We start from the raw sequence: 26,698 nt of genomic DNA on the forward strand, positions 1-26,698 counted from the left end.
AAGATTTTATTTTTCCAAGAGTCATGCAATGTCCGAGTTAAAAGAAGATTCCATTCAGCCAGATCAGCTTTGGATGCAACGTGCAATCGAATTGGCACGACTTGGACAATATTCCACTAAACCCAATCCCAATGTCGGCTGTGTCATCGTCAAAAATGGTCAACTGGTCGGTGAGGGCTTTCATCCGAAGGCCGGGCAACCGCATGCCGAAGTGTTTGCCATGCGCCAGGCTGGTGAACAGGCACGTGGTGCAACAGCGTATGTCACTTTGGAGCCATGTGCACATTATGGCCGTACACCGCCGTGTGCCAAAGGTCTGGTCGAAGCTGGAATTGCAAAAGTGATTGTGGCCTGTCCGGACCCGAATCCCTTAGTGGCGGGTAAAGGTGTGCAGATTTTAAAAGAGGCCGGTATTGACGTCAGTGTTGGTATTTGCGAACAAGAAGCAGAAAAACTCAATCTGGGTTTTTTAAAAACCATGGCCACTGGCATGCCTTATGTGCGTTTAAAAGTCGCTTCCAGCCTGGATGGTCGAACTGCCATGGCATCGGGTGAATCGAAATGGATTACCGGAAGCGAGGCCCGTCAGGATGTACAGCACTGGCGTGCCATTTCCGGTGTGGTGATTACTGGCATTGAAACGGTACTTGCCGATGACTGCCAGCTGAATGTGCGTCAGCTGAATGGCATTGCCGATATCAGTACGATTGTTCAGCCCAAACGTCTGGTACTGGACCGTCAGGGGCGTTTACCTCTGACTGCAAAAATACTACAGCAGCCTGAAACAGTCATGGTGATGGGACCGTTTCGTCAGGAACTGGCCGATTTAGGCGTGTTACAATTGCCAGTACAGCCTTTAAAAGACCTGCTACAGACCTTATCTACCCAATATCAAATTTATGATGTGCTAGTGGAAGCAGGGGCAACATTATCCACAGCCTTTTTGCAGCAGCAACTGGTGGATGAAATGATCAGCTATGTTGCACCGACCTTTTTAGGTCAAACCGCTCGTGCGATGTTTAATGCGGAATTCGACCGTATGGCAGAGCAACTTCGATTTAAGCTCATCGACCTGGTTCAAGTCGGGAATGATGTGCGCTTAAGGTTAATCCCTTCTCAAGAGACAGTATGAATTCAGAGTCTTCGGTTTATCATAAACGTCGTCATTCAGCACGTACTACAGATGAATACCTTTTCAACCAGCTTGTTCCGTATTTAGGCAATAAGCGCCGGTTACTGCATCTGATTTTGGAAGCCCTTGAGAGTACGGGAACCTTAAATAGCCACAATGGCCGGGCGCCGATTTTTGCTGATTTTTTCGCCGGTTCCGGCGTGGTTTCGCGTCTGGCGCGACAAAATGGCTATCGGGTCATTGCCAATGACTGGGAACCCTACAGCCATGCGTTAAATAGCGCGATTTTGTCCTGTGTCGAAGCACCGGCATTTAAAGAGTTGGGCGGCTATCAAAAAGCGATTGATTATCTGAACCGTTTGCCGGAAGTCAAAGGCTGGGTGACGCATAACCTGTGCCCGCGTAATGACGAAATCTATGATCCGACTCGCGACCGTCTGTTCTTCAAACGTCGTAACGGGATGCGTATTGATGCCATCCGTCAGCAGATTGCCACTTGGCAGGCACAAGGTGCGATTGATGATGTAGAAATGTCGGCTTTGCTGGCACCCTTGCTGTATTCGGCCAGTTTCGTCAGTAATACCTCAGGGGTATTTAAAAGCTTCCACCATGGCTGGGGCGGTAAAACCCAAACTGCTCTGGAACGGATTGAATCCTTACTCTGGCTGACCCCAAGCCGTTTCTGTGAAATCGGCGACCCGAAAAAACCGGCCGCGGAAATGTGGTGTGTTGATGCACAGCATCTGGCCAACCAGATGAGTCATTTTGAAGTCGATATCGCTTATCTGGATCCGCCGTATAACCAGCATGCCTATAGCAGTAACTATCATGTATTGAATGCCTTGACGCTGTGGGATCAGGTCGATTTGCCGAGTCCAGACACCAAAGGCTTTAAAAGCGGGATTGACCGGGCATGGCGTAAAGAACGTCCGAGCCAGTACAATTCTTCCAAGCATGCCAAAGAAGCCTATGAAAAATTATTGGCAACCATTAATGCACGTTATATTCTGACCAGCTATTCGACCGATGGGAATATTGAAGCGGGCGATTTGCTGCAGGCTAACTTGAAGCGTGGTCGCGTCACCTTGCTGACCCAAGATGTACCGCGCTACCGGGTGAGCAAGCAGCGCCAGTCAGAACGTGCACGTGTGCTAGAATTTATTGTCATCACCGATACCCATGCCAAATCGGGTCCGCCACTGCGCCAGCTCTTGGGTCAGCTGTATCATTTTGCTGAACTGGGTGGAGTAGATACGACCGGTGTAAGTACGCAACTGGCATTGTGGTAAAACAAGGACAGCATTAGAGAAAAAGTTATGTTTACAGGCATTATTGAAAGTCTAGGTAAAGTGGAAAGCTTGCAAAGTGTGGGTGGTGATGTGCGTCTGCGTATTGGCACCGACCTCGACATGTCTGATGTGCATTTGGGCGATTCGATTGCCACCAACGGGATCTGCCTGACTGTGATTGAGTGGGGCGAAAACTGGTATGCCGCTGATGTTTCACGTGAAAGTCTGAATCGAACTACTTTAGGCACTTGGAAAGTGGGGCAGCCGGTCAATGTGGAAAAAGCCATGTTGCCAACCACCCGTTTTGGTGGACATATTGTCAGTGGTCATGTCGATGCGGTCGGTGAAATCACGCTGGTACGTGAAGATGCGCGTTCCATTTATTATGAGGTCACGGCTCCGGCGGAAATTGCCAAATATCTGGCAGAAAAAGGCTCGGTGACGGTAGATGGCATTAGTCTGACCATTAACCACCTGCGTGGCAATATTATCAGCCTGAACCTGATTCCGCATACGGCAGAACGAACCAATATTGGCACCTGGAAAACCGGGGCGAAAGTGAATCTGGAAGTCGATGTTTTAGCGCGTTATATCGAGCGTTTAATGCTGGGGGATAAAGCTGCTGAAGTCAAAGAGCAATCCAAATTAAGCATGGCATTTTTAGCAGAAAATGGCTTCTTGAAGTAAAACATCTTAGAATAGAAAACAGTCTGATTGAAAAGTCAGGCTGTTTTTTTTGTTTTTAGTTTTTATTTTTAATAAGTTATGAAAATAATGTGGTTAAAGTGAGTAGCTGAAGATGCTTGATTTTCTAATGCATATTGAACAATGGTTGCCTACTTTGCTGGATCAGTATGGTCTGTGGATCTATGCTATTTTATTTCTGATTATCTTTGCAGAAACTGGTTCCGTATTTATGTTCTTCTTGCCGGGAGACAGCCTGCTGATTGCGATTGGTGCCCTCTGCTCAACCACAGATGTGATCCATTTAAATACCATGGGACTGTTGCTGTTTAGTGCTGCGGTACTGGGTTATATTGTCAATTATTATACCGGGCAGATTTTGGGGTTTAAGTTTTTCCATGAACATTCACGTTACTTAAAACCGGCCTATATCGTAAAAACCAACCATTATTTTACCAAGCATGGTGGTAAAACCATTTTGATGGCTCGCTTTGTTCCATTTGTACGTTCATTTGCTCCCTTTGCTGCAGGGGCAGGGCATATGAATCTCTTGAGTTTTATGCTGTATAACGTAGCCGGTGGTTTAATCTGGATTGCGGTATTATTGAGTATAGGCTACGGTGCAGGGAATATACTGGGTCTAGCGGTGGACCTGTTTTAATTTTGAATACTTTGAATTTCAGCCTCATTCCATATGCTGAAGTCAAAAAAAAGTCCACCGAAATGGACTTTTTTTTTTGTCATGGCAACGAAATTAAAAAATACCTGAAGTCGCCATGCTGAAACTCAAGTGCCAGGTTTTTCCGAAGATAAATTAGAGTTCTTTAAAATATAGTCAATTTCTTCCTGACTGGCTTGATGCAACTTGGCGCGAAATACAGTCACCGCTTGCTCAATCAGCGTTTCAGCTTCCAATTCCAGACGTAAACGCAGGCTTTCCAGCTCCGATAATATTTCATGGTCAGCAATCGAGAACATGCCCTTGGCAAAATTCAAGGCCGGGCCCGCAGGGTTCTTGTGATAACGTGCAGTATAGGTTTGCATTTCGTGCTCTATATTTTGACGTATAAAAGCCAAGGTATGAACCTGCTCGGCAAATTGTCTTTCTTCGTCTAGCTGTAATGCCTGTGCATAAGCCGCCTGTTCGGCACGCTTATTTTCCAGCGACTGTTCCAAGGCACGCTGCTTGCGCAAGCGCGCTTCTTCAATCAGCTGGGCCTTACGTTCGGCATAGGCATGTTCAATCTTTTCATAAGATTGCTGCTGGGCTTCTTTGTCTTTTTCTAGCCACTTCTGAATATTGGTTTCAGGTTTGAGGACATTGCAGACGCGGTGTAGGTCATCAATAAATGCCTGACGAACAGCCTCAGGTACGTTTAACCAGCGCTGTTTAAAATCTTGACCGACATTTAATGCCACCACATCTCTCCTTATTTCCATTGATCGGCTAAAGCTTGAATGTTCGCGGCTCAATACCTAAGCGTCGATATTGTTTAAATTTTTCACGACCCAGTTGTTTTGCCGATTCATTATTTTCGATGATTTCTATAATGTGACTAAATTTATCAATCTGTTCAAGGGCTTGATTGTTAAAATTAAACACAATCCAGTCAGACTCTTGCGGCAGGCGGGATGAAATGCAAATGCTGGCCTGTTCCTGATCAATACCATGCGGAATAAAACTGCCAGGATCAAAACTCCACAACTGTTCATCAAGCTGCTGCTGCAAGTCGGTATTTTCGCAATATAACCAGATCTGTGCCGGCTGTTTCAGAATCTTGCGGCACAAACGGCAAGTGCTTTGCACTTGCCGTTCATTGCTTTTTTCAAACAGATAAAAGCTGACTTTAGCCATTCGACTGCACACGATTGGCCAGGAACTGAACCAGTAATGGCACAGGACGACCGGTTGCATTTTTGGCTGTACCTGAGTTCCATGCTGTACCGGCAACATCCAGATGTGCCCAGCGGTATTCACGTGTGAAGCGTTGCAAGAAACAAGCAGCCGTCACAGAACCGGCTTTCGGTCCACCAATATTGGCAATATCGGCAAATGGTGAATCCAACTGTTCCTGATAGTCTTCAATCACCGGCATGCGCCATACCCGGTCAAATGAAGCCTGGCCTGCAGCGGTAATTTCAGTAGCCAATTCATCATCCGGGGTAAATAAACCTGACAACACTGAACCCAAGGCCACCACGCAGGCACCGGTCAAGGTTGCAATATCAATCACCAGCGCCGGATTGAAACGCTTGATGTAAGTCAGAGTGTCGCATAGTACCAAACGGCCTTCTGCATCGGTATTTAAAATTTCCACCGTTTGTCCACTCATGGTGGTTACGATATCACCTGGACGGGTGGCATGACCTGAAGGCATATTTTCAGCAGCGGCAATGGCACCGACCACATGAATTGGCAGTTTTGCTTCACATAGCGCACGGATGGTGCCTAGCACTGATGCTGCGCCGCACATGTCAAATTTCATCTCATCCATGCCCAGACCCGGCTTAAGTGAAATACCGCCTGTATCAAAGGTTACGCCCTTACCAACCAGTACCACAGGGGCCTGTTCAGTATGGGCTTTATATTCGAGGGTAATCACACGACCCGGACGGTCTGAACCTTTGCTCACTGCCAGGAAGGCATTCATGCCCAAGTCTGCCATTTGCTGTTCATTAATCACAGTGACTTTTAGTAGGTCCGGATATTGTGCTGCCAAAGCTTGAGCCTGTTCAGCCAGATATTCTGGGAAACAGATATTACCTGGGCGATTGCCTAAATCACGGGCCAGGTTTTGACCGGATTGCACGGCATGAATCAGAGACAATTGTTGCGGGTTTAATGTACTGTTTGCAGCAATCAGATGAATTTCTTCAAGCACAAATTCATTTTTCTTCGATTTGTACTCATCAAATGCATAATTTGCCTGAGTCAGCGCCAGTGCAAATAAATAATGCTGTTCAGGGGCTAGGGCAGAAATATCAATACTGATCTGTTTGAATTTTTTTTGTGACTCTTTGATAATGTTTTGTGCGATTTTTGCTAATTTGGTCGGCTGAATTTCAGCTGCTTTATCTAGGCCAATCAGCGTGGTATTGGTACAGGCAGCCACTTTGCCGATCAGGGTTAAAGATTCGCATAGACTCGCCTTGAATTGTGCAGCTTCGACTAAACTATTTAAATCATTGATTTGATAAGTGGTCGAGGCCTGTTGCAGCTGTTCGGAATCTACTAATATCAATAAACATGGGCTAGATGCATTCTCTTGGAATGACGTATTAATGGTCAGTTTCATGTGCTGTATTCATGCCTTGGAAAGATTGCAAATCATTAAACCATTGAAACATTTCTATGAATAGGGTTTCAATGCGCAACAACAGTATAGGTTTTATATTTTCACCATTCGGGTAAACTAGCGCTAGTTTTATTTGTTTCTTTTTTGGGAAGAATTAATTTGATTATTCGGCGTTATCTGGTCAAGCAAGTGCTGTCTACCTCCCTGGTGGTCATTGCTTTATTGACCTTAATCATGATGGGTGGTCGGCTGATCAAGTTTTTTGGTGTGGCGGCACAAGGTCGTTTAGATACCAGTATTTTGTTTAGCATTATTGGTTATCGACTGCCAGAATTTTTAACATTAATTCTTCCGCTCGGCTTTTTCATTGGTCTGATGCTGGTGTTTGGCCGTCTCTACGTCGATCATGAGATGGCAGTCATGAATGGTAGTGGCATCAGCCGTAATCAGTTGGGACGTTTGCTGATTCCACTGACGGTGGTTTTTCTTGCGGTTCAAACAGTATTGATGGTGTGGATGTCCCCTTGGGGACTGCGTCACTTTGAAGAACTGATCACCAATCAGGCGGTGAGAACCGGTTTCGATCTGGTTCGCCCCAAAGAATTCATTTCCTCTGGTCCCTATACTATTTATGCTGGAGATTTGTCGGAAGATCGTCACAATTTAAAAGATGTGTTTTTCTATCAGCGTGCCGAAAAACCGGGCAAACCTGATGTCATGATTTTGGCGAAGGAAGCCACCCGTGTAGATGTTGCTAATGAAACCGCCAGTATTGTGGATTTGGTAGAAGGGCGCCGTTATGAAATTTTCCCGGGAACACCAAAATATACACAAGCAGAGTTTCAATCTTATCGTTTACGTTTAGAAAGTGATCAAGAAGCAAAATTTGAAAGCGCTGAAGTGGAAGCCTTACCAATTGCCAAACTTTGGAACAACCGCAATGATCCTGTCGTTGTGAGTGAATTGGGCTGGCGTCTCTTCGTACCATTTTCCATTGTGGTTGCCTTAATGCTGGCGATTGCACTGTGTGAAGTAAGCCCGCGTCAGGGACGTTATTTAAAACTGTTCCCGGCCTTACTGATTTTTGCCAGTCTGATTGTGGCCCTGATGGCGGTCAAAACGCGCATTAGTAAAGATGAAATGGGCATCTGGGCCTATCCTTTGGTGTTGCTGGCCTATGCTGTTGCCGCAGCACTGTTTTCCCGGAAACAGAAACTGGCACCAAAAATCAAGAAACGAATTCAGCAGGTGAGGTCTTAAAATGTTAGCACGTCGAATAGTCGCCAAACATGTGACCAAAACTACGGCACTTGCCATGCTGGGTGCAACCGCAGTGCTCTCTGTTTTACAGGTGCTGTTCACCTATTTGGGTGAATTGGGTTCGCTGAACGAAAACTATGGGGCCTGGCAGGCATTTCTCTATGTATTATGGGGTGCACCGCGTTATCTCTATGAAATTTTGCCGATCTCTGCCCTGATTGGGGCGGTGCTGGGTTTAGGTACTCTGGCTTCCAATAGTGAGCTGGTGGTGATGCGCTCGGTGGGCATCAGCCTGTGGCGTATTGTGGGCTGGGTGATTCGTTCAGCGCTGATTCTGGTGGTGTTATCCTTTGTCTTAAGTGAGTGGGTGATTCCGTATACTAATGAACAGGCCAAAAGTGTCAAAGATCACCGTAGCGCCAGTGCATTGGGTGAGGTGAGGGGTTACTGGACCCGTGAAGGTCAGCGTTTTATTTATATTGATTATGCCAATGCACAAGGCCAGCTTCAGCGTGTTCAGGTGGTTGACTTTGATGACAATTATTATCTGAAAGGTGTACTGAATGCAGAACAGGGCCAGTTCATTAAAGATGGTGACTGGAAGCTGCAGCAGGCAACCCAGATGGATATTTTGCCACAAGGAAATTCTACTCTGCTACAGAGCGCACAGCTACCGCTGGCTTTAGCCCTGCAACCGAAATATGTGCATATGGTCACCATTGATCCGGAAGATTTATCTCCAAGTCAGCTGGTGAGTTTTATGAGCTATATGCATGAATATAGCCAGGTGCCGAAAACCTACCAGCTGGCATTCTGGCAAAAAGTCGGTTCGCCATTTGCCTTGATTGCCTTGGTGCTCATTGCCTGTTCCTTTATTTTTGGTCCCTTACGTCAACAGTCGATGGGTTTCCGTCTGGTCATTGCCTTGTTTATTGGCTTGGGATTCTTCTATCTGCAGGACTTTCTGGGCTATGCCAGTCTGGTCTATTCACCATCACCAGCCTGGTTCGTGTTTGTGCCGATTGTGCTGATGCTGCTGGTCGGTGGTTATTTGCTGCGCCGTGCACGTTAAACTGCTCCGACAGTGATAAAAAGAATGTGCATGATCAGCTTTAGTCATGATCTGCACATAGAGTCTTGACCGAAAATTCGGTAAGATATGACGATGAAATTGTAAACAAAAGAGTGTTCATTATGACGGATGCAACTGCTGGCAAAATCCCTCACGTATTGGTAATTATGGATGGTGTGGGTCATCGCGAAGCGGTCGAAGACAATGCTTTCCTAGCAGCAAAACGACCTAACTTAACGGCTATGCAACAAAAGCATCCACATGGTTTGATTTCAGGTTCAGGTGAAGATGTCGGCCTGCCTGATGGTCAAATGGGCAACTCTGAAGTGGGTCATATGAACCTGGGTGCAGGTCGAGTGCTGTATCAGGATTTCACTCGCATTACCAAAGACATCCGTAGCGGTGCTTTTTTTGAGCACGAAGTGCTGGTCGATGCCGTTGAAAAAGCCAAAGCCGCAAATGGAGCAGTCCATATTTTGGGCTTGCTGTCGCAAGGTGGCGTGCATTCGCATGAAGACCATATTGTAGCCATGGCTGAACTGGCACTGAAACGTGGTGCAAAAGTTTATCTGCATGCTTTCCTGGACGGTCGTGATACACCGCCTAAAAGTGCACAGCCATCTCTAGAAAAACTCGATGCATTGTTTGCCCAATATCCGGGTCAAGGCCGTATCGCCACCCTGATCGGCCGTTACTTTGCCATGGACCGTGACAACCGTTGGGATCGTGTAGAACAGGCCTACCGTCTGCTGACTGAAGGTGAAGCAGTACGTACCGCTGCAACAGCCGTTGAAGGTCTGGAACAGGCTTATGCAGCTGAAGAAAGCGATGAATTTGTCAAAGCCACCCGTATCGGTGATGTGGCGAAAATTCAGGATGGCGACAGTGTAGTGTTTATGAACTTCCGTGCCGACCGTGCGCGTGAAATCACCAAGGCCTTTGTCGAAAAAGATTTTGCTGGTTTTGAACGTAAAGTGGTTCCAAACCTGTCTAAATTTGTGATGTTGACCCGTTACCAGGCGACCATTGATGCACCTGTGGCCTACATGCCTGAAGCGCTGAAAAACTCGATTGGCGAGTATTTATCAAGTCTGGGTAAAACACAGCTGCGTATTGCCGAAACAGAAAAATATGCCCATGTGACTTTCTTCTTCAGTGGTGGTCGTGAAGATGAATATCCAGGTGAAAAACGCATTTTGATTCCATCTCCAAGCGTTGCCACTTATGACCTGAAACCGGAAATGAGTGCTTTCGAGGTGACTGATGAACTGGTTGCTGCGATTAATTCGGGTGAATATGACTTATTGGTTGTGAACTATGCCAATGGTGATATGGTGGGGCATACCGGTGTATTCGATGCCGCAGTGAAAGCAGTGGAAGCAGTAGATACATGCCTCGGTCGTGTCTATGAAGCGGTGATGGCACAAAAAGGTCATATGCTGATCACCGCCGATCATGGTAATGTAGAGCAAATGCAGGACTACCAAAGTGGTCAGGTCCATACTCAACATACCACTGAACTGGTTCCGTTTATTTATGTCGGCCCAACTTCTGCAACCATTGCTGAAGGTGGTGTACTTGCAGATGTCGCACCGACATTGTTGAACCTCATGCAAATTCCTGTACCTGAAGAAATGAAAGGTCGTAATTTGATTACTTTAAAATCATAAAAAATTTCGTATAAACAGGTGGATGGATGGCTTTACAGCGCTGGAAAAAGGTTGTCATTTTAACAACGTTATTCATGTGTGTGAGCCATTCCGCTTTTGCTGCGGTAAAAGGCAAGGGCCAGCCTGTTTTAGATTTTGATGATGAAGCTGAACAGAACTATGCTGAAGTTCCGGTGGAATCGATTCAGCAGTTCGTGCAGATTTATAGCATTGTCAAAGAAAATTATGTCGATGAAAAAAATGATGAAGCCTTATTTCAACAGGCGATTAAAGGTCTGGTCAGTGGACTCGATCGTTATTCCCGTTATTTAAGTCCAGAAGAATATAAGCAGTTATTACAATACACTGAAGGGGATATCGCCTCTGTCGACTTTGAACTGACCTATGATCCGCAATTGCATCAATGGGTCATTCAAGGCTTAAAGGAAAATGCAGATTCAACCAAGCAAGGTTTGCGCAATGGGGTCAGTGTATTCAAGATTGATGACCAGGAACTGAAAAAATTCAATCATGATCAGGTGAATAGCTTGCTGAATGGTTCGATTGGTTCGACCTTAAGCTTACAGCTGGCACAAAATAGCAAGCCGTTGATTTTAGTTCGTAATAAAAAAATAGAAACCGATATTCAGGCAACCTTATTGCATAATCAGGTGCTGGTGATCAAGGTCAGGGTGTTTCAGCAAGATACAGCCAATGAAATCAAACGCTTGATTGAAGAGTATTCTTCTTCACGCTTGAAAACGGTGTTATTGGATTTAAGAAATAACCCTGGCGGATTGTTGTCCGCTGCGGTTGAATCGGCTGATCTGTTTTTGAACCAGGGAATCATTGTTTCAACCAAAAGCCGTTCCGAAGGCGACCAGCAGTTTCAGGCCCTGCCCAGTTTTGAGTTTCAGAATTTAAAGTTGGGTATTTTAATCAATAACCGTTCTGCCTCTGCCGCTGAAGTCTTTACTGCCGCGATGAAAGATCATGGCCGTGCCTGGGTGATCGGGGATAAGAGTTACGGAAAAGGGGTGGTACAAAAACTGTTCCCACTTTCCAACGGTGCAGCTTTACAGATGACGGTATCGCATTACTACACTCCTAAAGGGCAGATGATTGAAGGGGTAGGTATTCAGCCCAATCAACACTATCTGCAACATGAAATGAAAGAAGAAAACTATCTAGAACATGTTGCAGAGATCATTTTAACTCATAAATAAAACGGCCTGATCCTTAAAAAATGGTCTAGTCCTCGTCGGTATCTAAACCAAATTTTTTCAGTCGATAACGCAAGGAACGGAAAGACATGCCCAGTTTCTTGGCAGCCAGTGTTCTGTTCCAATGGGTTAAATTTAATGCATTGAGTAAAATATCTTTTTCAATATTTTCCAGATAAAGCTCCAAACCTTCATCGGGTAATTTCTTGGAAGACATCACGATGTCACTGCGCAAGCTGTGCGGGTCTTCCGTTACCTCTGGCACTGCTACAGTAGGGTAGCGTAAAGGTGCGCTTTGCAGGTGTTGCAAATCGATTCTTTCATCATCGCTTAAGGTAATGGCGCGTTCAATAATATTGCGCAGTTCGCGGACATTGCCGGGATAATACTGACTCAGTAAAAAGCTTTTCGCACGATCAGTCAGCTGTTTTTGCGGAATATCCCATTCCTGACTAATTTTCTGAATAAAGTGATGCGCCAATAAAATAATATCGTCACCGCGGTCACGCAGTGGAGGCAAGACCAGATCCATGACATGGATACGGAAAAACAAGTCCTGTCTAAAGCGGCCTTGCTGAACTAGGGCTTCCAGATCCTGGTGGCTGGCACTAATCACCCGGAAATCGACATCAATTTCACCATCTGAGCCGACTGGACGAATCCGTTTTTCCTGTACGGCACGCAGCAGTTTAACCTGCATGTTTAAAGGCAGTTCGGCAATTTCATCCAGAAACAGACTGCCGCCGTGGGCAGACTGAATTAGACCCTGTTTGTCTTGTGTAGCGCCGGTAAAGCTGCCTTTTTTATGCCCGAACAGTTCGCTTTCCATCAATTCAGTCGGAATGGCGCCGCAGTTAATGGCAATAAAAGGACCTTCATTACGGTTACTGAGGCGATGCACCAGATTGGCAATGACTTCTTTTCCTGTTCCGGATTCACCGGTAATAAAAACAGGTGCCTGAGAGCGGGCAATTTTATTTAAGGTCACCCGTAACTGTTGAATTGGCAGTGACTGTCCAATTAACAGTTTTTGCTCCAGGCTATCTTCCTTGATCTGCAAATGATCTTGTGGTTTGTTAAAGGCTTTTTGCAGGAGCTGTTCCAGATGCTTCTGATTTACGGGTTTGCTGACAAAATCGAAGGCACCGGCTTTGAGTGCTGCGATGGCGATTTCCATATTACCATATGCCGTCAGTACCGCCACGGGTACGGATGGAAAGTGCTGGTTAATCCATTCCACCAGTTGCAGTCCATTGCCGTCCGGTAAATTTAAATCGGTTAGACAGGCATCATAGCGGTATTCGGACAAGAATTTTTTGGCCTGTTCCAGACGATAGGCAATATGGGTTTTAATTCCAATACGAGATAACGACATTTGCATGAGGGTACACAAATCTTCCTCATCATCCACCAATAAGACAAGTGGTTGTTGTTCCACAATACACCCCAGCAATTTTCATTTATAAAGCAACTTGCAGGCATTCTATCCGAAAGCATGCTCCCTGTTCTTGTTTTACATAGTTCAGTTTTGCCTGATTGGCTTCACAAAAACTATGTGATAAGTACAATCCTAAACCTGTTCCTGTGATTTCGGTACTAAAAAAAGGTTGAAATAAATAAGCCAAATCCTTGGATGCAACGCCCGCGCCAAAATCACGAACATCAATACGCACATTGTTGTCATGTAAGTAAACATTCAACTCGATATGTGAATGCTCTGGTGCATTATGTCGAATGGCATTGCGAATCAGGTTAATCAGCACTTGACGAAGTTGTGCCTCGTCAAAATGCACAAAAATTTTACTTTGAACAGTATATTTAATTTGGGGCGCAATATCAGCCAAATCTTCCAGAATTAGTAGGGGAATAAACTGTTTCAACTCAATGGTTGAGGGGTGGGTTTCTTTATTGCGCACCATATTCAGCGTGTCTTGTACAATCCGGTCAATACGCTGTGTCTGCTTGGCAATCATTCGGCTCAATACCGCCTGTTGATGCGGGTCGCTATCACTCAAAAGTTCATTAGCCTGAACAATCGCGGCTAAAGGATTGCGAATTTCATGAGCAATACTGGCGGACAGTTGCCCGAGTGCCGCGAGTTTTAATTGTTGTACACGTTGATTGAGCTTGGTGGCATCCTGCAATACCAATAATGTCAGGGTTTGTTGTGGCACCATGAGTTTTTGCACTTCAATATGCATATGATAATGGCTGAGCTGTGACTCAAACTGAAATTTTTCCCCATCCCGCAGTTGATCAAATTTAAGCAATTCAAATAAATCCGGCTGAGCCTTGTATAAGGGATATTTGTCATAAGCATAGAGTGGAGGAATGCCTAAAAGCAGGCAGGCAGCCGGGTTGCTCAGCACAATATGACAGTTTTCATCTAGAACCAGATACCCCAGTTCGATCTGTTCCAGAATATAGCGATTCAGGTTTTGCAGCCGGTTTAATTCCAAAGACTGCGAAAAATTTAAATTTTCAAGCAGTTGAAAGCGTTTTACTGCAATTTGCCCACTGCCATACACCACTAAAAACAGAAAAGCCAATATCGCACTGTTGCCAATATTATTCAGTGAAGAAAAATCAAAAATACTGCCTAAAAAAAGCTGATAAATCACACTGATCACGGCAATCAGGGTAATGATCAAAGCCTTTTGGGCATCAAGTAATAACGAGGCCGCGAAGATAGTAATCACAAACAGCAAACTCAATTGCAGGTTCGGGCCATCTACCGCGAGGGTGAGCAAGCTTAAAGCAATGACATCGACAACAAATAACAGCGGGAGTTGCTGGGCAGTTTTAAAGCGTATGCTTTTGAGTATGATTAACTGGATAAAACTTGCCGATACGTAGCCGATTAGCACGTAAAGATAAAGTTGCTGATAGTGGTAATCTAGACTTAAGCGCTGATACGTGAGTAAGAAAATCAGCAGAAGACTGGTCGCAATAATGAGTCTATAGGTGCTATACCAAATACCTAAATGATATTGGTTAAACTCTAAAGTATAGCTATTTTGCGTCATGCAAGTCTTCTAGCAAGCCAAAGGGCCTTAAGGTTTAATCAGGCCATAGCGAATGGCCAGATGAGTCAATTTGACATCACTATCCAGATTCAGCTTTTCGAAGATGCGGTAGCGGTAAGTATTCACCGTTTTGACACTGACAAAAAGTTTATCGGCAATTTCCTGGGCACTAATACAATTTACCACCATCATTGCGACCTGCATTTCGCGTTCCGACAAGGCATCGAAAGGAGATTGCTGTGTGTCGGAAAGGTAAGAACTGGCCAGTTGTTCGGCAATGTCGGCACTGAAATATTTTCCGCCTTGCATGACCTTGTTGATGGCACGTACCATTTCGGAAACCGGTGCACCTTTGGTGATATAGCCTTTCGCCCCGGCTTTCAGTAATAAGGAAGGATAGGGTTCCTCCGCCAGACCACTGACGGCCAGTACTTTGGTTTCAGGGGCTGTTTGCAATAGGCGTCGGGTAGTTTCTACCCCGCCAATGCCCGGCATGTTGACATCCAGCAAAACGACATTCGGATGATGATGACGGACTAAGTTAATCGCTTCTTCACCAGATTCAGCCTGACCAACCACTTGAACATCCGCATGGTCTTCGAGCATACGGCAAATTCCGGTACGTACCAATTCATGGTCATCTACCACTAAAACTGTGATCACCTAGTTCTCCCTCATCTCAAAAAAATGCATTTTTTTGTTACATAAAGCAAAATAAGCTTGCAATGAAATGACAAAATTAGCAATCCTATTCTTTATCTTTCCATTAAATGTTATACACAATGTTGTGAGTAACAAAAAGTGTTCATATTTGTGTTTAAATGTAAGCATTTTTGAGGGAATATACAAATGTATATTGCCTTCTTGAGTTGAGTAAATCACCGTGAAAAATTCGAAAAAATCTTTAATGCATGTGCTAGGCATATCGATTCTGCTAGGCATAAGTTCAACCAGTTTTGCTGAGCTGGTGATGGATGCGTCTAAAGGGGCGGGACAAGCGACGTTAAACTGGTCCTCTGAAGATGTGAGTCAATTATTAAACGGTGATGCTTCAGCTGAAGAAGTCTCTCCACAAGGTTCAACAAAAGTAACCACTTCTGTACGCAGTTCAAATACTGCAGCTACTCATTCTGCACCCAAGGCTGTACAGATTTTAAATAATTCCAGCTATGGCAATCAGCCTTCGGTGAATGCCCGTGCTGCTTTGGTGATGGATGGCCAGACAGGTGAGGTTTTATACAGTAAAAATAGTAATACTGCCTTTCCAATTGCCTCTCTAACCAAGCTGATGACTGCTGTGGTCATTGCTGATGCGCGTTTAAACATGTCTGAGACAATTACCTTACAACAGGCTGACTTTTCTTGTTCAGGCTGTAAGAGTTCAAGCTCAACGCTCCGTGCGGGTGATAGCATGAATCGTGCTGAAGCTTTACTGTTTGCTTTAATGAAGTCTGAGAATCCAGCTGCTTCTGCATTGGCACGTACTTATCCAGGGGGACGTTCGGCTTTCATCGCAGCGATGAACAAAAAAGCCAAAGCACTTGGAATGAATTCAACCCATTATCTGGAGTCAACAGGTTTGAACCCGGGCAATGTGTCTTCAGCACGTGACCTTGGTATTTTGGTCAATACTGCATCGCAATATGGTTTGATTCGCCAGTTCTCGACCACTCCAAGCTATGACTTTAACCTTGGTTACCGGGTATTGAAATCTAATAATACCAATGCGTTAGTCCGTAATGGTGGCTGGAATATCAATATTTCCAAAACCGGTTATATCAATGAAGCAGGACGTTGTGTAGCCATGCATACCACTTTAAATAACCGTCCGGCTGTGGTTGTACTGCTTGGAGCAGATTCTTCTGCCGCACGTACCAATGATGCCACCCGTTTAATGACTTGGGTTAGCCAGTTACCCAAGCGTATTTAAGGCTGAATTTGGAGAAGTCTTCAAATCTACTCAACGTTTGAATGCTTCTAAATGAAAAAACCCTGCGATTGCAGGGTTTTTTTTCTTCGGTCTAAATATGCATTACATATTAGAAAGAATAGAGTCTTTCACTTGATCCATAGAGGCATCGATAGACAACATCACGGCATCAGAACATTGTTTGATTGCTGTATCAGGGTCTTTCAGGCCATTACCGGTTACTGTACATACGATAACAGAACCTTCAGCAATTTTACCTGCTTTAATGTCACGAATCGCACCACCGATAGACGCTGCAGAAGCAGGTTCTACGAATACACCTTCATACATCGAAAGTAAGCGTTGCGCTTCTAAAATTTCCGTATCAGTCAGTTCATCGAACCAGCCTTTTGAATCACGTACCACCGCTTTGGCATGATGCCAGCTTTGCGGGTTACCAATACGAATCGCTGTAGCTACAGTTTCAGGGTTTTCAACCGGTGCACCACGCAGGAACGGTGCAGCACCAGATGCCTGGTAACCGACCATGGTTGGCAAGCCTTCAGGTTTAGGACCGGTGAACTGATCAGTTGCAGCATCATAAACCACTTGTTCAAACTGCTCTTTAGGCTGGTTAGCAACAGCTTCGGTATAACCCATCCAGTGAGCCGTGATATTACCTGCATTACCCACAGGCAAGCAGTGGTAATCAGGCGCACGACCTAACTCATCCACGATTTCATAAGCAATGGTTTTTTGACCTTGCAAACGGTAAGGGTTGATAGAGTTTACGATGGTTACAGGTGCTTGGTCAGCCACTTCTTTGACCAGACGCATACCGTCGTCGAAGTTACCGCGGATTTGCATGGTGACAGCACCATACATCATCGCTTGTGCCATTTTACCCATGGCAATTTTGCCTTCTGGAATGAGCACAAACGCTTTGATGCCAGCACGGGCAGCATAAGCGGCTGCAGCAGCAGAAGTGTTACCGGTAGAAGCACAGATAATCGCTTTAGAGCCTTCTTCAACTGCTTTAGTAACCGCCATGGTCATACCACGGTCTTTAAATGAACCAGTCGGGTTTAAGCCCTCGTACTTCACATAAATTTCAACATTTTTGCCAATAATGCGTGGAATGTTCTCAAGCTTGATCAGTGGCGTATTACCTTCGCCTAAAGAGATTGCGCGAGTAGTTGCAGACACTGGTAAACGGTCGCGATAGCGGTCAACTAAACCAGTATAACGATTGGCATTAGACATGATGATGTTCCAATTGTGTGTAGAGCTTGGCAAGGGGAATACTCCCCTCAACCCGATTAATTATCAAGCGATTCTAAACGAATTCGTACAATTTCGCCATGAATGACGGGCAATGCTTGAATTTGCTGAAGGGCTTCATCCATTTTTGATTCCTTGACTGGATCAGTCAGAATCACGATAGGAATAAGGTCTTTTAAGCGCGGCTGTTGCATGATCGCGTCAATGCTAATACCGGCACGGCTTAAAATGGTGGTGACATCTGCCAGAACACCGGTTTGATCTTCGGCATTAATGCGGATGTAATAGCCCGTGGTCATTTCTTCACGCGGCAGAATTGGCAAATCTGTCAAAGCTTCAAAAGCCAGCTGTGGAATGGTTCCGGCACCATCTTCTGTGTAAATAATATCACGGACAATATCCACGATGTCTGCGACTACCGCAGAAGCAGTAGGGCCAGCACCTGCGCCTGCGCCGTAATACAGTGTTGGACCAACAGCATTGGCTTGAACCAAGACTGCATTTTTCACGCCATTAACATTGGCAATCAGTTGATCATCTGGAATTAAAGTAGGATGAACACGTAATTCAATACCAGATGCAGCACGACGGGCAATTCCCAGGTGCTTGATACGGAAGCCCAGATCTTCGGCATATTTCACGTCTTGAGCAGTCACTTTGCTGATGCCTTCGGTAAATACCTTGTCGAACTGTAGCGGAATACCAAAGGCACATGAAGCCAGAATCGTCAGTTTATGTGCAGCATCAATGCCTTCAACGTCAAAGGTTGGATCTGCTTCGGCATAACCCAGCTCTTGCGCTTCTTTCAGCACGTCTGCAAAAGCACGCCCTTTTTCACGCATTTCACTTAAAATGAAGTTGCCTGTACCGTTGATGATGCCCGCTAGCCATTCAATCTTGTTGGCAGCCAGACCTTCACGAATAACTTTAATAATTGGAATACCACCAGCAACGGCGGCTTCATAGGCAATTTGCACGGCATGGTCTTCGGCTGCTTTAAACAGCTCATTGCCATGTTCAGCGAGCAGGGCCTTGTTAGCCGTTACAATGTGCTTGCCGTATTTCATCGCTTCCATAATGACTTCATAAGCAGGATGAATGCCGCCCATGACTTCTACCACGATATCGACATCCGGTTGACGAACAATATCGAGCAGATCAGCACTTTGTTTCACCGAAGCAGGCAAATCCAGATCAGGACGAGGGCGACGAGTACCCACATGGGTAATCTCAATTTCACGACCGGTGCGACGCTTAATCTCAGCAGCATTTTCTTTTAGTAGTTTAAGGGCACCACCACCCACAGTACCTAGACCGAGGATTGCCAGACGAACTGGTTTCACGTCACACTCCAAATATGTATTCAACTTTAAGCGAACTTAGATCATAGCTAAAAAAACGGCCAGACTCTAGGGCAGAAATCACTTTATCTCTACCTATTAAATTTAGTAGATGAACTGATAAAAATTAGTTATTTAAACGCTCTACCAATTCTTCAGGCGAGAGATATCCACCCAGGTAAACGCCCTCGCTGTTATAAATGGCCGGAGTGCCATTGACGCCCATATTCAGCCCCAGCTGATATTGATCTCTGACCGGATTCTTACAAGTCGCTGGAGCAAGCGGTGCTCCGGCAATGGCCTGATCAAAAGCCGCCTGACGGTCTGCACTACACCACACGCTTTCCATGGCTGGCATGAACTGTTCGCCACGTGGCCAAGCGATATAGCGTACTTCGATGCCCTTGGCATTAATTTCGCTCATATGCTCATGCAGTTTATGGCAATACGGGCAACTGGCATCGGTAAACACATACACGATATGTTTGGTTTTGCCTTGGGCTTTATAAACCAGCAAGTCTTCGGTTTTTAAGTTGGCCAGTAGCTTTTTATTGGCTTCGGATTGCAGGTTTTCACTGACATTGTGAATTTTACTGTCGCCTAGACGCAGCACGTCACCCTGAATAATGTATTTGCCATCAGCGGTGGCATAAACTGATGACATACCTTCCAAGTTAACCCAATACAGGTTAGGAACTTCGGTTGCCTTGATATTTAAAATTTTGGCATTGATATTGGCTTTCTTGAAGTGCTGTTGCAGCGTGTTTACCAGACGTTGCTGTGCATTGCGTTCTGAAAGATTGGAGGCCTGGCCGGTAGCAGGTGCACTAGCGGTTAAAGTACTTTGTTTTTTTTCATCATTATTCGAATTGGAGCAGGCCGTTAATCCTAAGCCAGCAGCAAGTGTACATGCGAGAAAAATTTTTGAACGGGTAAATAACATAAACAACCCTTTCTTGTAGGCATAAAAACAGGTGCCTAAGCATAACAAAAAAAAATGCCCGCGATAAAACTTCTTGGTCTGAATTTGCTGCCCTTAAGCGCGTGGGTGATAAGTGGCATGCAATTGCTGCATGCGAACCTGAGCCACGTGGGTATAAATTTGCGTGGTGGATAAATCACTATGCCCGAGCAGCATCTGCACCACACGCAAGTCGGCACCATGATTGAGTAAATGGGTGGCAAAGGCGTGACGCAGGGTATGCGGTGAAAGTTCGGTCTGAATCCCGGCCTGCAAGGCATAACGTTTAATGGCATACCAGAAATTTTGCCGGCTCATAATGCCGCCATGCTGGGTTAAAAAGACATAGTCGGTAGCAGTTTTATATAAATGGGAACGCGCTTCATTAAGATACTTTTCAATCCATTCGCAAGCGACTTGTCCCAAAGGCACCAGACGCTCCTTGTTACCTTTACCGACAATGCGCAAATAACCTTGTTTTAAATTAATCAGTTCCAGTCTTAAATTGAGTAATTCCGATACGCGCAGGCCGCAGGCATAGAGGACTTCAAACATGGCCCGGTCGCGTAAGCCCAGTGCTGTATTGATATCTGGTGCATTAATCAGGGCTTCAACATCGGCTTCAGACAAATCTTTAGGCAAGGCCCGGCCAATCTTAGGCGTTTTATGGGTTGCAACAGGATTATCGCTACGTAATTTTTGTTCACGTAAAAATTTATAAAAGGATCGCAGTGCAGAAAGTGAGCGGGCAATCGAGCGCGGACTTTTGCCCTGTTTGGTCAAATTCAATAAAACATCGGAGATGTCATCACTATTCCAGTCTGGCATTGAAACCGCATGACATTCACTACATTGAATTAAATCAGATAGATAAGCATTACGTGTATGCGGACTGACGGTTTGAGCAATTAAATAATCTCGAAAACCCTGTAAAAAACTTAAATGTTCAGGAATATTTACCGGTGCAGGAATACGAGGCTTTTTATTGAGCATGTCACTTCTACATTGAATGAAAAATCCAAGTTTTTCTTGGTCTTGATCAATGTAGACCAATTTTTTTGCAATGTCGAACGCTACAGACAAGATGAGAATTGGAATCAAACCTTACTTGGTAATTATTCTCATTTGTTTGTATACTGTAGCAAATATTTTAGGATTAGATGCGGTGCGATTATCTGATTTGAAAGTGAAACAAACGGCCATCATTCGCAAAGTCAACCGTACTTTGAATGGTGATACAGCTCAGACTGATCTGGTGGCGAGTCGTTTGGAAACTTTGGGCTTTGTACCGGGGACAAAAGTTCAGGTCATTACCAAAGGTATTTTTGGTGGTGATCCTATCCTGATACAGGTGGGGTTTACCCGTTTCGCACTGCGCAAAGTTGAAGCTGAAAAAATTGAAATTGAAGAGGGGATCACTGCATGAGTGATGCGCTACGTATTGCCCTTGTAGGTAACCCGAACTGCGGTAAAACATCATTATTCAACCATTTAACCGGAACACGGCAGAAGGTTGGTAACTATGCCGGGGTCACGGTTGAACGTAAAGTGGGGCAGTTTACTTTACCTTCAGCTCGCGTGGTTCGTGTACTGGATTTACCTGGGACCTATAGTCTGAATGCCACTAGTCCGGACGAAGCCATTACCCGTGATGTGGTGCAAGGCAAAATTGCAGAAGAAGGTCAGCAAGATGCCTTTCTATGTGTAGTCGATGCAACTAACCTAAAATTGCATCTCGGTTTGGTTCTGGAAATGATTGAGCTGGGCCGTCCGATTTTACTGGTCTTAAACATGATGGACGAAGCACGCCGCCGTGGCATGCAGATCAACACGCAAAAACTATCGCAACGTTTAGGCATTCCTGTGGTAGAAACCGTTGCAGTACGTAATGCAGGGATTGAAAACCTGATGGGTGCACTGGATGCGGAAACGTTTAGAACGCCCAATGCTGAACTGAGTGATGTCAAAATTTCGGGTTCAAATCATGAAAAAATTGCTCAGCTGCTAAAAGATGTGGTGGTTTTTGTTGACCATGAAGACAAACGCTCCGATTTTCTGGACAAGATATTTTTACATCCGGTTTTAGGTCTGGTCAGTCTGGCCCTGATGATGTTTATTGTATTTCAGGCAGTATTTGCCTGGGCTGCGCCATTCATGGATGGCATTGAACGCTTTTTTGGCTGGCTGGGTGAAGTGGTCAGTGCACAGATTTCCCATCCGTTATTGAACAGTCTGGTGGTGGATGGAATTATCGCCGGTGCTGGTGGTGTGGTGGTCTTTCTGCCCCAGATTTTAATCCTGTTCTTTTTCATTTTGGTGCTGGAAGAATCGGGTTACCTACCGCGTGCGGCATTTTTGCTGGATAAGCTGATGTTTAAAGCCGGTCTTTCAGGTCGTGCTTTTATTCCACTACTGTCCAGCTTTGCCTGTGCGGTGCCGGGCATTATGGCAACCCGCAGCATCAGTGATCCACGTGACCGTTTAACCACGATTTTTGTGGCACCGCTGATGACCTGCTCGGCCCGTTTGCCGGTCTATGCCTTGCTGATTGCCGCTTTCATTCCGGAAAAAATGGTTTGGGGTATATTCAATTTACAAGGTTTAGTGCTATTCGGTCTATATATGGCTGGGATTGTTAGTGCCTTGATTGTGGCGACCGTGCTGAAATTTTTCCAGAAAGACAAGTCACAGCATATGTTATTAATGGAGTTGCCAAGCTATCGTTTTCCCGACGTGAAAAGCGTGTGGATTGGTCTGCTGGATCGCGCCAAAATCTTCCTGAAACGTGTCGGTGGCATCATCTTCGCCCTGTCTATTTTACTGTGGTTTCTGTGTACCTTCCCGCAAGCACCGGACGGTGCGACTGCCCCGGCAATTGATTATTCCTTTGCCGGGATGCTGGGTCATGTGATGCAGCCAATTTTTGCCCCACTGGGCTTTAACTGGCAAATCTGTATTGCTTTAATTCCTGCAATGGCGGCTCGTGAAGTGGTGGTGGCTGCATTGGGTACCGTCTATGCACTTTCTGCGGTAGATGAAGATGCCATGTCACAGGGTCTGGCTTCTATTATCGGTGGCACAGGTGAATTGGGCTGGTCATTGGCGACCGGTTTGTCATTGCTGGTGTGGTTTATCTATGCACCGCACTGTCTGGCCACTTTAGCGACGGTGCGCCGCGAAACGGGGTCGTGGAAAACCATGTCTGTCATGACCCTGTACCTGTTTGGTCTGGCATATCTGATGTCATTCCTGACCTATCAAATTGCTTCACATTACTTTGGATAGTGTGATTTAAGGCTGTGAAAGGAGACTGAAATGATTGAAATTCTGATTGTGGCTGCTTTGGTCCTTTGGAGTGCTGTCGTGGTGTTTAAGAAAGTTTTTCCCAGAACATCAAATTCAGCCTTCACGGCATTGTCCAAGCACTGTGAAAAGCAAGGTTGGGCAGCTTTGGCAAAGTGGTTAAAACCGGCGATGGTTTCAGGTTGCGGAGGAAGCTGTGGCTGTGCTGCAAATCCCGACTTGGTTCAGAAAAAACCTGAAGTGCAAGCGGTAAAATGGAAATAACTTTCAGGTCATATTTCCATCTTCAATAAGAATTTTGCAAAACCGTCATTTTTATGACGGTTTTTTTACGCGCTGACACAAAAAAGCCGAGATAAAGTCAAAACAGAAAAAGCATTCAAAACAGCAAAGTGCTAACATTTTGTCAGTTTTAAAAACAGACCATAAAATGGGGCAAAAATGTTAATACAGCGTGGTGGATTAAAAGTTGTTGCAGGACTCGGAATTTCAGGTGTTGCAGCAGTCAATTTCTTACATGAACATGGCTACCGCGTTGCAGTAACAGATTCTCGAAAGACACCTCCCGGACATGATCAGATTCCTGCCGATGTTCAGACCAGTTTTGGTCAGCTTGATCAAGATCTGTTATTACAAGCTGAAGAAATTGTGATTAGTCCGGGGCTTGATCCAAAGATTGCAGAAATTCAGGCAGCGATTGCCCAAGGCATTCCGGTAATCAGTGAAATTCAGGTTTTGCGCCGTGCCACCGATAAACCGATTGTTGCAATTACCGGTTCAAATGCCAAAAGTACCGTGACGACCCTGATTGGCCTAATGGCCAAAGATGCCGGCAAGAAAGTGGCGGTAGGCGGTAACCTGGGTCGTCCGGCACTGGATTTAACCAAAGATGACCCTGAACTGTATATTCTGGAATTGTCCAGCTTCCAGTTGGAAACTACCTCTAATTTAAATGCCGAAGTGGCAGTGGTACTGAACATGAGTGAAGATCATCTTGATCGTCATGGTGATATGTTTGGTTATCACACTGCAAAACATCGTATTTTCCAGGGCGTGAAAAAAGTCGTGTTTAACCGTGATGATTCACTTACTCGTCCACTGGTTCCAGATACGACACCCATGCAGAGCTTTGGTCTGAATGCACCGGATTTAAATCAATACGGCATTTTAAAAGAAGATAATGGCACGATCTGGCTGGCACGTGGTCGTGAACGCCTGTTAAAAAGCACAGATATGTACATTCAAGGGACGCATAATGTTGCCAATGCCTTGGCTTGTCTAGCTTTGGGTGAAGCGATTGGTTTACCACTAGACAGTATGCTGGAAACGCTGAAAACCTTTAAAGGCCTAGAGCACCGCTGTGAATTTGTCAAAGAAGTGCAGGGCGTACGTTATTACAACGACTCTAAAGGTACCAATATTGGCGCAACCTTGGCGGCGATTGATGGTTTGGGTGCTGCAATTGAGCCGCAGCAAGGTAAAGTGGCAATCATCTTGGGTGGGCAGGGTAAAGGTCAGGATTTCACTGCTTTACGCGAGTCTTTAAGCAAATATGCCAAAGTCGCGGTGTTAATTGGTGAAGACCGTCCGATTATTGAAGCCGCCATTGAAGGAACCACGACATTGCTTCATGCCGAATCTTTAAAAGAAGCGGTGGAATTATGCCAGCAACATACCCAAGCCCATGATGTGGTGTTATTGTCACCTGCATGTGCAAGTTTTGATATGTTTAAAGGTTATAGTGAACGTGGACACCAGTTTGTTGAATGTGTGAACACACTTGCTTAGAAGAACGATAAGGAAAGTTGTATGGCTGGGTTAGCTCAGACGACCATAAATAAAATTAATCAGGTCTACAATCAGTGGGGAGCGAAAATTCCCTCTGAAGTTACGCCACGTAATGTACTGATTTTTTGTGTGATTGCCTTGCTTTGTATCGGTTCAATCATGGTGGCATCGGCATCGATGCCCTATGCCGACCGCTTACATGAAAATGCATTTCATTATGTAATCCGACACGGCATTTCCATTTTTGTGGCAGGTGTAGCCGCATTTCTGGCGTATAAGGTGTCATTGAATGTCTGGTTTAATAATACCTTTCCCTTATGGATCATGACCATTCTGCTGCTGGCTGTGGTGCTGGTTGCCGGTACTGAGGTCAACGGTTCCACCCGCTGGATTCGTATAGCTGGTTTTACCTTGCAGGCCTCGGAAGTGGCCAAGGTCATGATGGCCATCTTTACTGCGGATTATGTGGTACGACGGGCAAAAGAGGTGCGAAGCAGTGCATCCGGCCTATATCGCTTGGTCGGTGTGATGATCATCACTGTAGGCTTAATCCTGCTGGAACCCGATCTGGGTGCGACTGCGGTGATTGTCCTGATGATTTTAGGCGTTTTCTTCCTGGCTGGCGCGCCGCCGATTCAGTTTATTTTCTTCCTGATCGCGATTATATTTGCTTTGGCCGCCGCAATTATCTTTGAGCCTTACCGTTTACAGCGTGCCTTATCATTTACCAATCCTTGGGCTGACCCCTTGGGCACCGGCTATCAGTTGTCTAATGCGCTGATGGCCTTTGGTCGGGGTGAATGGATGGGAGTCGGACTGGGTCATAGTATCCAGAAAATGTCTTATCTGCCTGAAGCGCATACTGACTTTATGTTGGCTATTTTAGGTGAGGAATTCGGCTTTTTCGGTATCAGTACCGTATTGATTCTTTCTTTCATGATGGTGGTCTGCTGTATCAAGATTGGACATCGTGCCTTGCAGTATCAATATTTGCGTGCAGGTTATCTGGCTTATGGCATCAGTATTATTTTCCTGCTTCAAATCCTGGTGAATGCCGGCATGAATATGGGCATGTTACCGACCAAAGGTTTGACCTTGCCATTTATCAGTTATGGCGGTTCATCGTTAATTATGTGTGCAGTGATGATCAGCCTGATTTTGAAAATTGATGCCACGACACAAAAAGCCAATCCAAGCAAAGAAGAATCAAGCTTCTAGCTTTGATTCGGACGATCAGTCTGGCTGAGCATGGTTTAACACGGTGCTCGGCATTTCAGTTCCACAATGCAAGCATTGCACAAATTCTCCTTTCGCTTTTGAGAGGGGAATCAGTGGGATAAAAAATATAGAAAAATAATTGCGTTGTTGTTTCAATTCATAAGCGCTGCGCGTTCTGCATACCGGGCATAGAAACTGATTTTTCTCGACTACTTTGGTTTTAGGGCCAATACCAAAGATAAAAAACATTTTAAGTCTGTCATTGTC

The 26,698-nt window shown here is 45.3% G+C and carries 25 protein-coding genes; 14 read left to right on the forward strand and 11 right to left on the reverse strand.

Features of this window, described 5'->3' with window-relative positions; genetic code table 11:
* The first annotated feature begins 28 nt into the window (after window positions 1-28).
* From ribD to FTT87_RS00930, 4 genes are all read left to right on the forward strand, one after another.
* Window positions 29-1,132: a bifunctional diaminohydroxyphosphoribosylaminopyrimidine deaminase/5-amino-6-(5-phosphoribosylamino)uracil reductase RibD gene (gene ribD, locus FTT87_RS00915; RefSeq protein WP_086195165.1), complete on the forward strand. Its 1,104-nt coding sequence runs from the start codon at window positions 29-31 to the stop codon at window positions 1,130-1,132.
* Entirely contained in the window at window positions 1,129-2,421 is a 1,293-nt protein-coding gene (locus FTT87_RS00920; protein ID WP_086195166.1) for a DNA adenine methylase, read from the forward strand. Before ribD ends, FTT87_RS00920 begins: the two co-directional genes overlap by 4 nt.
* Window positions 2,422-2,448: 27 nt before the next feature.
* Window positions 2,449-3,108, forward strand: a complete 660-nt coding sequence (locus FTT87_RS00925; RefSeq protein ID WP_086195167.1) for a riboflavin synthase — start codon at window positions 2,449-2,451, stop codon at window positions 3,106-3,108.
* 112 nt (window positions 3,109-3,220) lie between these two features.
* Window positions 3,221-3,766, forward strand: coding sequence for a VTT domain-containing protein (locus FTT87_RS00930; RefSeq protein WP_086195168.1), 546 nt, complete (start codon window positions 3,221-3,223; stop codon window positions 3,764-3,766).
* A 125-nt stretch (window positions 3,767-3,891) separates the two neighbouring features.
* On the opposite strand, the gene FTT87_RS00935 is transcribed toward FTT87_RS00930, so the two are convergent.
* Genes FTT87_RS00935 through FTT87_RS00945 form a run of 3 tightly spaced genes read right to left on the reverse strand, consistent with a single transcriptional unit; the run spans window position 3,892 to window position 6,401 of the window.
* Window positions 3,892-4,527, reverse strand: coding sequence for a hypothetical protein (locus FTT87_RS00935; RefSeq protein ID WP_227609515.1), 636 nt, complete (start codon window positions 4,525-4,527; stop codon window positions 3,892-3,894).
* A gap of 25 nt (window positions 4,528-4,552) precedes the next feature.
* Entirely contained in the window at window positions 4,553-4,960 is a 408-nt protein-coding gene (locus FTT87_RS00940; RefSeq protein WP_086195170.1) for a DNA polymerase III subunit chi, read from the reverse strand.
* A complete protein-coding gene (locus FTT87_RS00945; protein WP_086195171.1) occupies window positions 4,953-6,401 on the reverse strand; it encodes a leucyl aminopeptidase in 1,449 nt (482 codons plus the stop codon). The genes FTT87_RS00940 and FTT87_RS00945 overlap by 8 nt, the downstream gene beginning before the upstream one ends.
* Before the next feature lie 159 nt (window positions 6,402-6,560).
* Here FTT87_RS00945 and lptF point away from each other — a divergent pair, with 159 nt between their 5' ends.
* From lptF to FTT87_RS00965, 4 genes are all read left to right on the forward strand, one after another.
* Window positions 6,561-7,661, forward strand: a complete 1,101-nt coding sequence (gene lptF, locus FTT87_RS00950; RefSeq protein WP_086195172.1) for an LPS export ABC transporter permease LptF — start codon at window positions 6,561-6,563, stop codon at window positions 7,659-7,661.
* Window position 7,662: 1 nt separating this feature from the next.
* On the forward strand, window positions 7,663-8,733 hold the full coding sequence (gene lptG / locus FTT87_RS00955) for an LPS export ABC transporter permease LptG (protein ID WP_086195173.1): 1,071 nt from the start codon (window positions 7,663-7,665) through the stop codon (window positions 8,731-8,733).
* 122 nt (window positions 8,734-8,855) lie between these two features.
* Window positions 8,856-10,403, forward strand: a complete 1,548-nt coding sequence (gene gpmI / locus FTT87_RS00960; protein WP_180042629.1) for a 2,3-bisphosphoglycerate-independent phosphoglycerate mutase — start codon at window positions 8,856-8,858, stop codon at window positions 10,401-10,403.
* A gap of 26 nt (window positions 10,404-10,429) precedes the next feature.
* Entirely contained in the window at window positions 10,430-11,608 is a 1,179-nt protein-coding gene (locus FTT87_RS00965) for a S41 family peptidase (protein WP_086195175.1), read from the forward strand.
* Window positions 11,609-11,633: 25 nt separating this feature from the next.
* Here the strand turns inward: FTT87_RS00965 and FTT87_RS00970 are convergent, their stop codons facing one another.
* From FTT87_RS00970 to FTT87_RS00980, 3 genes are read right to left on the reverse strand one after another with little or no spacing between them, the layout of a single operon-like run.
* Entirely contained in the window at window positions 11,634-13,046 is a 1,413-nt protein-coding gene (locus tag FTT87_RS00970; RefSeq protein ID WP_171263153.1) for a sigma-54 dependent transcriptional regulator, read from the reverse strand.
* Window positions 13,047-13,065: 19 nt separating this feature from the next.
* Window positions 13,066-14,631: a PAS domain-containing sensor histidine kinase gene (locus FTT87_RS00975; RefSeq protein WP_086195177.1), complete on the reverse strand. Its 1,566-nt coding sequence runs from the start codon at window positions 14,629-14,631 to the stop codon at window positions 13,066-13,068.
* Window positions 14,632-14,658: 27 nt separating this feature from the next.
* On the reverse strand, window positions 14,659-15,294 hold the full coding sequence (locus tag FTT87_RS00980) for a response regulator (RefSeq protein WP_086195178.1): 636 nt from the start codon (window positions 15,292-15,294) through the stop codon (window positions 14,659-14,661).
* Window positions 15,295-15,514: 220 nt separating this feature from the next.
* Between FTT87_RS00980 and FTT87_RS00985 the strand changes: the two genes are divergently transcribed.
* Complete coding sequence (locus FTT87_RS00985; protein WP_180174159.1) at window positions 15,515-16,561, forward strand: serine hydrolase; 1,047 nt, start codon at window positions 15,515-15,517, stop codon at window positions 16,559-16,561.
* Window positions 16,562-16,663: 102 nt separating this feature from the next.
* Here the strand turns inward: FTT87_RS00985 and thrC are convergent, their stop codons facing one another.
* The 4 genes from thrC to xerD form a co-directional block, all read right to left on the reverse strand.
* Window positions 16,664-17,803, reverse strand: coding sequence for a threonine synthase (gene thrC / locus FTT87_RS00990; RefSeq protein WP_086195181.1), 1,140 nt, complete (start codon window positions 17,801-17,803; stop codon window positions 16,664-16,666).
* 56 nt (window positions 17,804-17,859) lie between these two features.
* Complete coding sequence (locus tag FTT87_RS00995; protein WP_180080851.1) at window positions 17,860-19,164, reverse strand: homoserine dehydrogenase; 1,305 nt, start codon at window positions 19,162-19,164, stop codon at window positions 17,860-17,862.
* A gap of 124 nt (window positions 19,165-19,288) precedes the next feature.
* Entirely contained in the window at window positions 19,289-20,104 is an 816-nt protein-coding gene (locus tag FTT87_RS01000; protein WP_180174160.1) for a DsbC family protein, read from the reverse strand.
* Window positions 20,105-20,197: 93 nt separating this feature from the next.
* Window positions 20,198-21,115: a site-specific tyrosine recombinase XerD gene (gene xerD / locus FTT87_RS01005; RefSeq protein ID WP_086195418.1), complete on the reverse strand. Its 918-nt coding sequence runs from the start codon at window positions 21,113-21,115 to the stop codon at window positions 20,198-20,200.
* Window positions 21,116-21,287: 172 nt separating this feature from the next.
* On the opposite strand from xerD, the gene FTT87_RS01010 reads away from it, so the two are divergent.
* The 5 genes from FTT87_RS01010 (at window position 21,288) to ftsW (ending at window position 26,431) form a co-directional block, all read left to right on the forward strand.
* Window positions 21,288-21,548 carry a FeoA family protein gene (locus FTT87_RS01010; protein WP_086195419.1) on the forward strand — a complete coding sequence of 87 codons (261 nt, stop codon included), beginning with the start codon at window positions 21,288-21,290 and terminating at the stop codon, window positions 21,546-21,548.
* Complete coding sequence (locus tag FTT87_RS01015; RefSeq protein ID WP_180174161.1) at window positions 21,545-23,407, forward strand: ferrous iron transporter B; 1,863 nt, start codon at window positions 21,545-21,547, stop codon at window positions 23,405-23,407. The genes FTT87_RS01010 and FTT87_RS01015 overlap by 4 nt, the downstream gene beginning before the upstream one ends.
* 30 nt (window positions 23,408-23,437) lie before the next feature.
* Window positions 23,438-23,689, forward strand: a complete 252-nt coding sequence (locus FTT87_RS01020) for a DUF6587 family protein (RefSeq protein ID WP_180174162.1) — start codon at window positions 23,438-23,440, stop codon at window positions 23,687-23,689.
* 177 nt (window positions 23,690-23,866) lie between these two features.
* On the forward strand, window positions 23,867-25,213 hold the full coding sequence (gene murD / locus FTT87_RS01025; protein WP_166169581.1) for a UDP-N-acetylmuramoyl-L-alanine--D-glutamate ligase: 1,347 nt from the start codon (window positions 23,867-23,869) through the stop codon (window positions 25,211-25,213).
* 21 nt (window positions 25,214-25,234) lie between these two features.
* Window positions 25,235-26,431 (forward strand): putative lipid II flippase FtsW, encoded by a 1,197-nt coding sequence (ftsW, locus tag FTT87_RS01030; RefSeq protein WP_180174163.1) that lies wholly within the window; start codon window positions 25,235-25,237, stop codon window positions 26,429-26,431.
* Between the two features lie 15 nt (window positions 26,432-26,446).
* Here the strand turns inward: ftsW and FTT87_RS01035 are convergent, their stop codons facing one another.
* Window positions 26,447-26,680 carry a zinc-ribbon domain-containing protein gene (locus FTT87_RS01035; protein ID WP_180174207.1) on the reverse strand — a complete coding sequence of 78 codons (234 nt, stop codon included), beginning with the start codon at window positions 26,678-26,680 and terminating at the stop codon, window positions 26,447-26,449.
* Between the last annotated feature and the right edge of the window lie 18 nt (window positions 26,681-26,698).

This window comes from Acinetobacter sp. YH01022 (assembly GCF_013420235.1).
Taxonomy (GTDB): domain Bacteria; phylum Pseudomonadota; class Gammaproteobacteria; order Pseudomonadales; family Moraxellaceae; genus Acinetobacter.

Coding starts and splice junctions, on each gene's coding strand:
- murD (WP_166169581.1), top strand. CDS start 23,867: ATGTTAATACAGCGTGGTGGATTAAAAGTTGTTGCAGGACTCGGAATT.
- FTT87_RS01035 (WP_180174207.1), bottom strand. CDS start 26,680: ATGTTTTTTATCTTTGGTATTGGCCCTAAAACCAAAGTAGTCGAGAAA.
- xerD (WP_086195418.1), bottom strand. CDS start 21,115: ATGCTCAATAAAAAGCCTCGTATTCCTGCACCGGTAAATATTCCTGAA.
- FTT87_RS00940 (WP_086195170.1), bottom strand. CDS start 4,960: ATGGCTAAAGTCAGCTTTTATCTGTTTGAAAAAAGCAATGAACGGCAA.
- FTT87_RS00975 (WP_086195177.1), bottom strand. CDS start 14,631: ATGACGCAAAATAGCTATACTTTAGAGTTTAACCAATATCATTTAGGT.
- FTT87_RS00965 (WP_086195175.1), top strand. CDS start 10,430: ATGGCTTTACAGCGCTGGAAAAAGGTTGTCATTTTAACAACGTTATTC.
- FTT87_RS00925 (WP_086195167.1), top strand. CDS start 2,449: ATGTTTACAGGCATTATTGAAAGTCTAGGTAAAGTGGAAAGCTTGCAA.
- FTT87_RS00920 (WP_086195166.1), top strand. CDS start 1,129: ATGAATTCAGAGTCTTCGGTTTATCATAAACGTCGTCATTCAGCACGT.
- ftsW (WP_180174163.1), top strand. CDS start 25,235: ATGGCTGGGTTAGCTCAGACGACCATAAATAAAATTAATCAGGTCTAC.
- lptG (WP_086195173.1), top strand. CDS start 7,663: ATGTTAGCACGTCGAATAGTCGCCAAACATGTGACCAAAACTACGGCA.
- ribD (WP_086195165.1), top strand. CDS start 29: ATGTCCGAGTTAAAAGAAGATTCCATTCAGCCAGATCAGCTTTGGATG.
- gpmI (WP_180042629.1), top strand. CDS start 8,856: ATGACGGATGCAACTGCTGGCAAAATCCCTCACGTATTGGTAATTATG.
- FTT87_RS00945 (WP_086195171.1), bottom strand. CDS start 6,401: ATGAAACTGACCATTAATACGTCATTCCAAGAGAATGCATCTAGCCCA.
- thrC (WP_086195181.1), bottom strand. CDS start 17,803: ATGTCTAATGCCAATCGTTATACTGGTTTAGTTGACCGCTATCGCGAC.
- FTT87_RS00930 (WP_086195168.1), top strand. CDS start 3,221: ATGCTTGATTTTCTAATGCATATTGAACAATGGTTGCCTACTTTGCTG.
- FTT87_RS01020 (WP_180174162.1), top strand. CDS start 23,438: ATGATTGAAATTCTGATTGTGGCTGCTTTGGTCCTTTGGAGTGCTGTC.
- FTT87_RS01000 (WP_180174160.1), bottom strand. CDS start 20,104: ATGTTATTTACCCGTTCAAAAATTTTTCTCGCATGTACACTTGCTGCT.
- FTT87_RS01015 (WP_180174161.1), top strand. CDS start 21,545: ATGAGTGATGCGCTACGTATTGCCCTTGTAGGTAACCCGAACTGCGGT.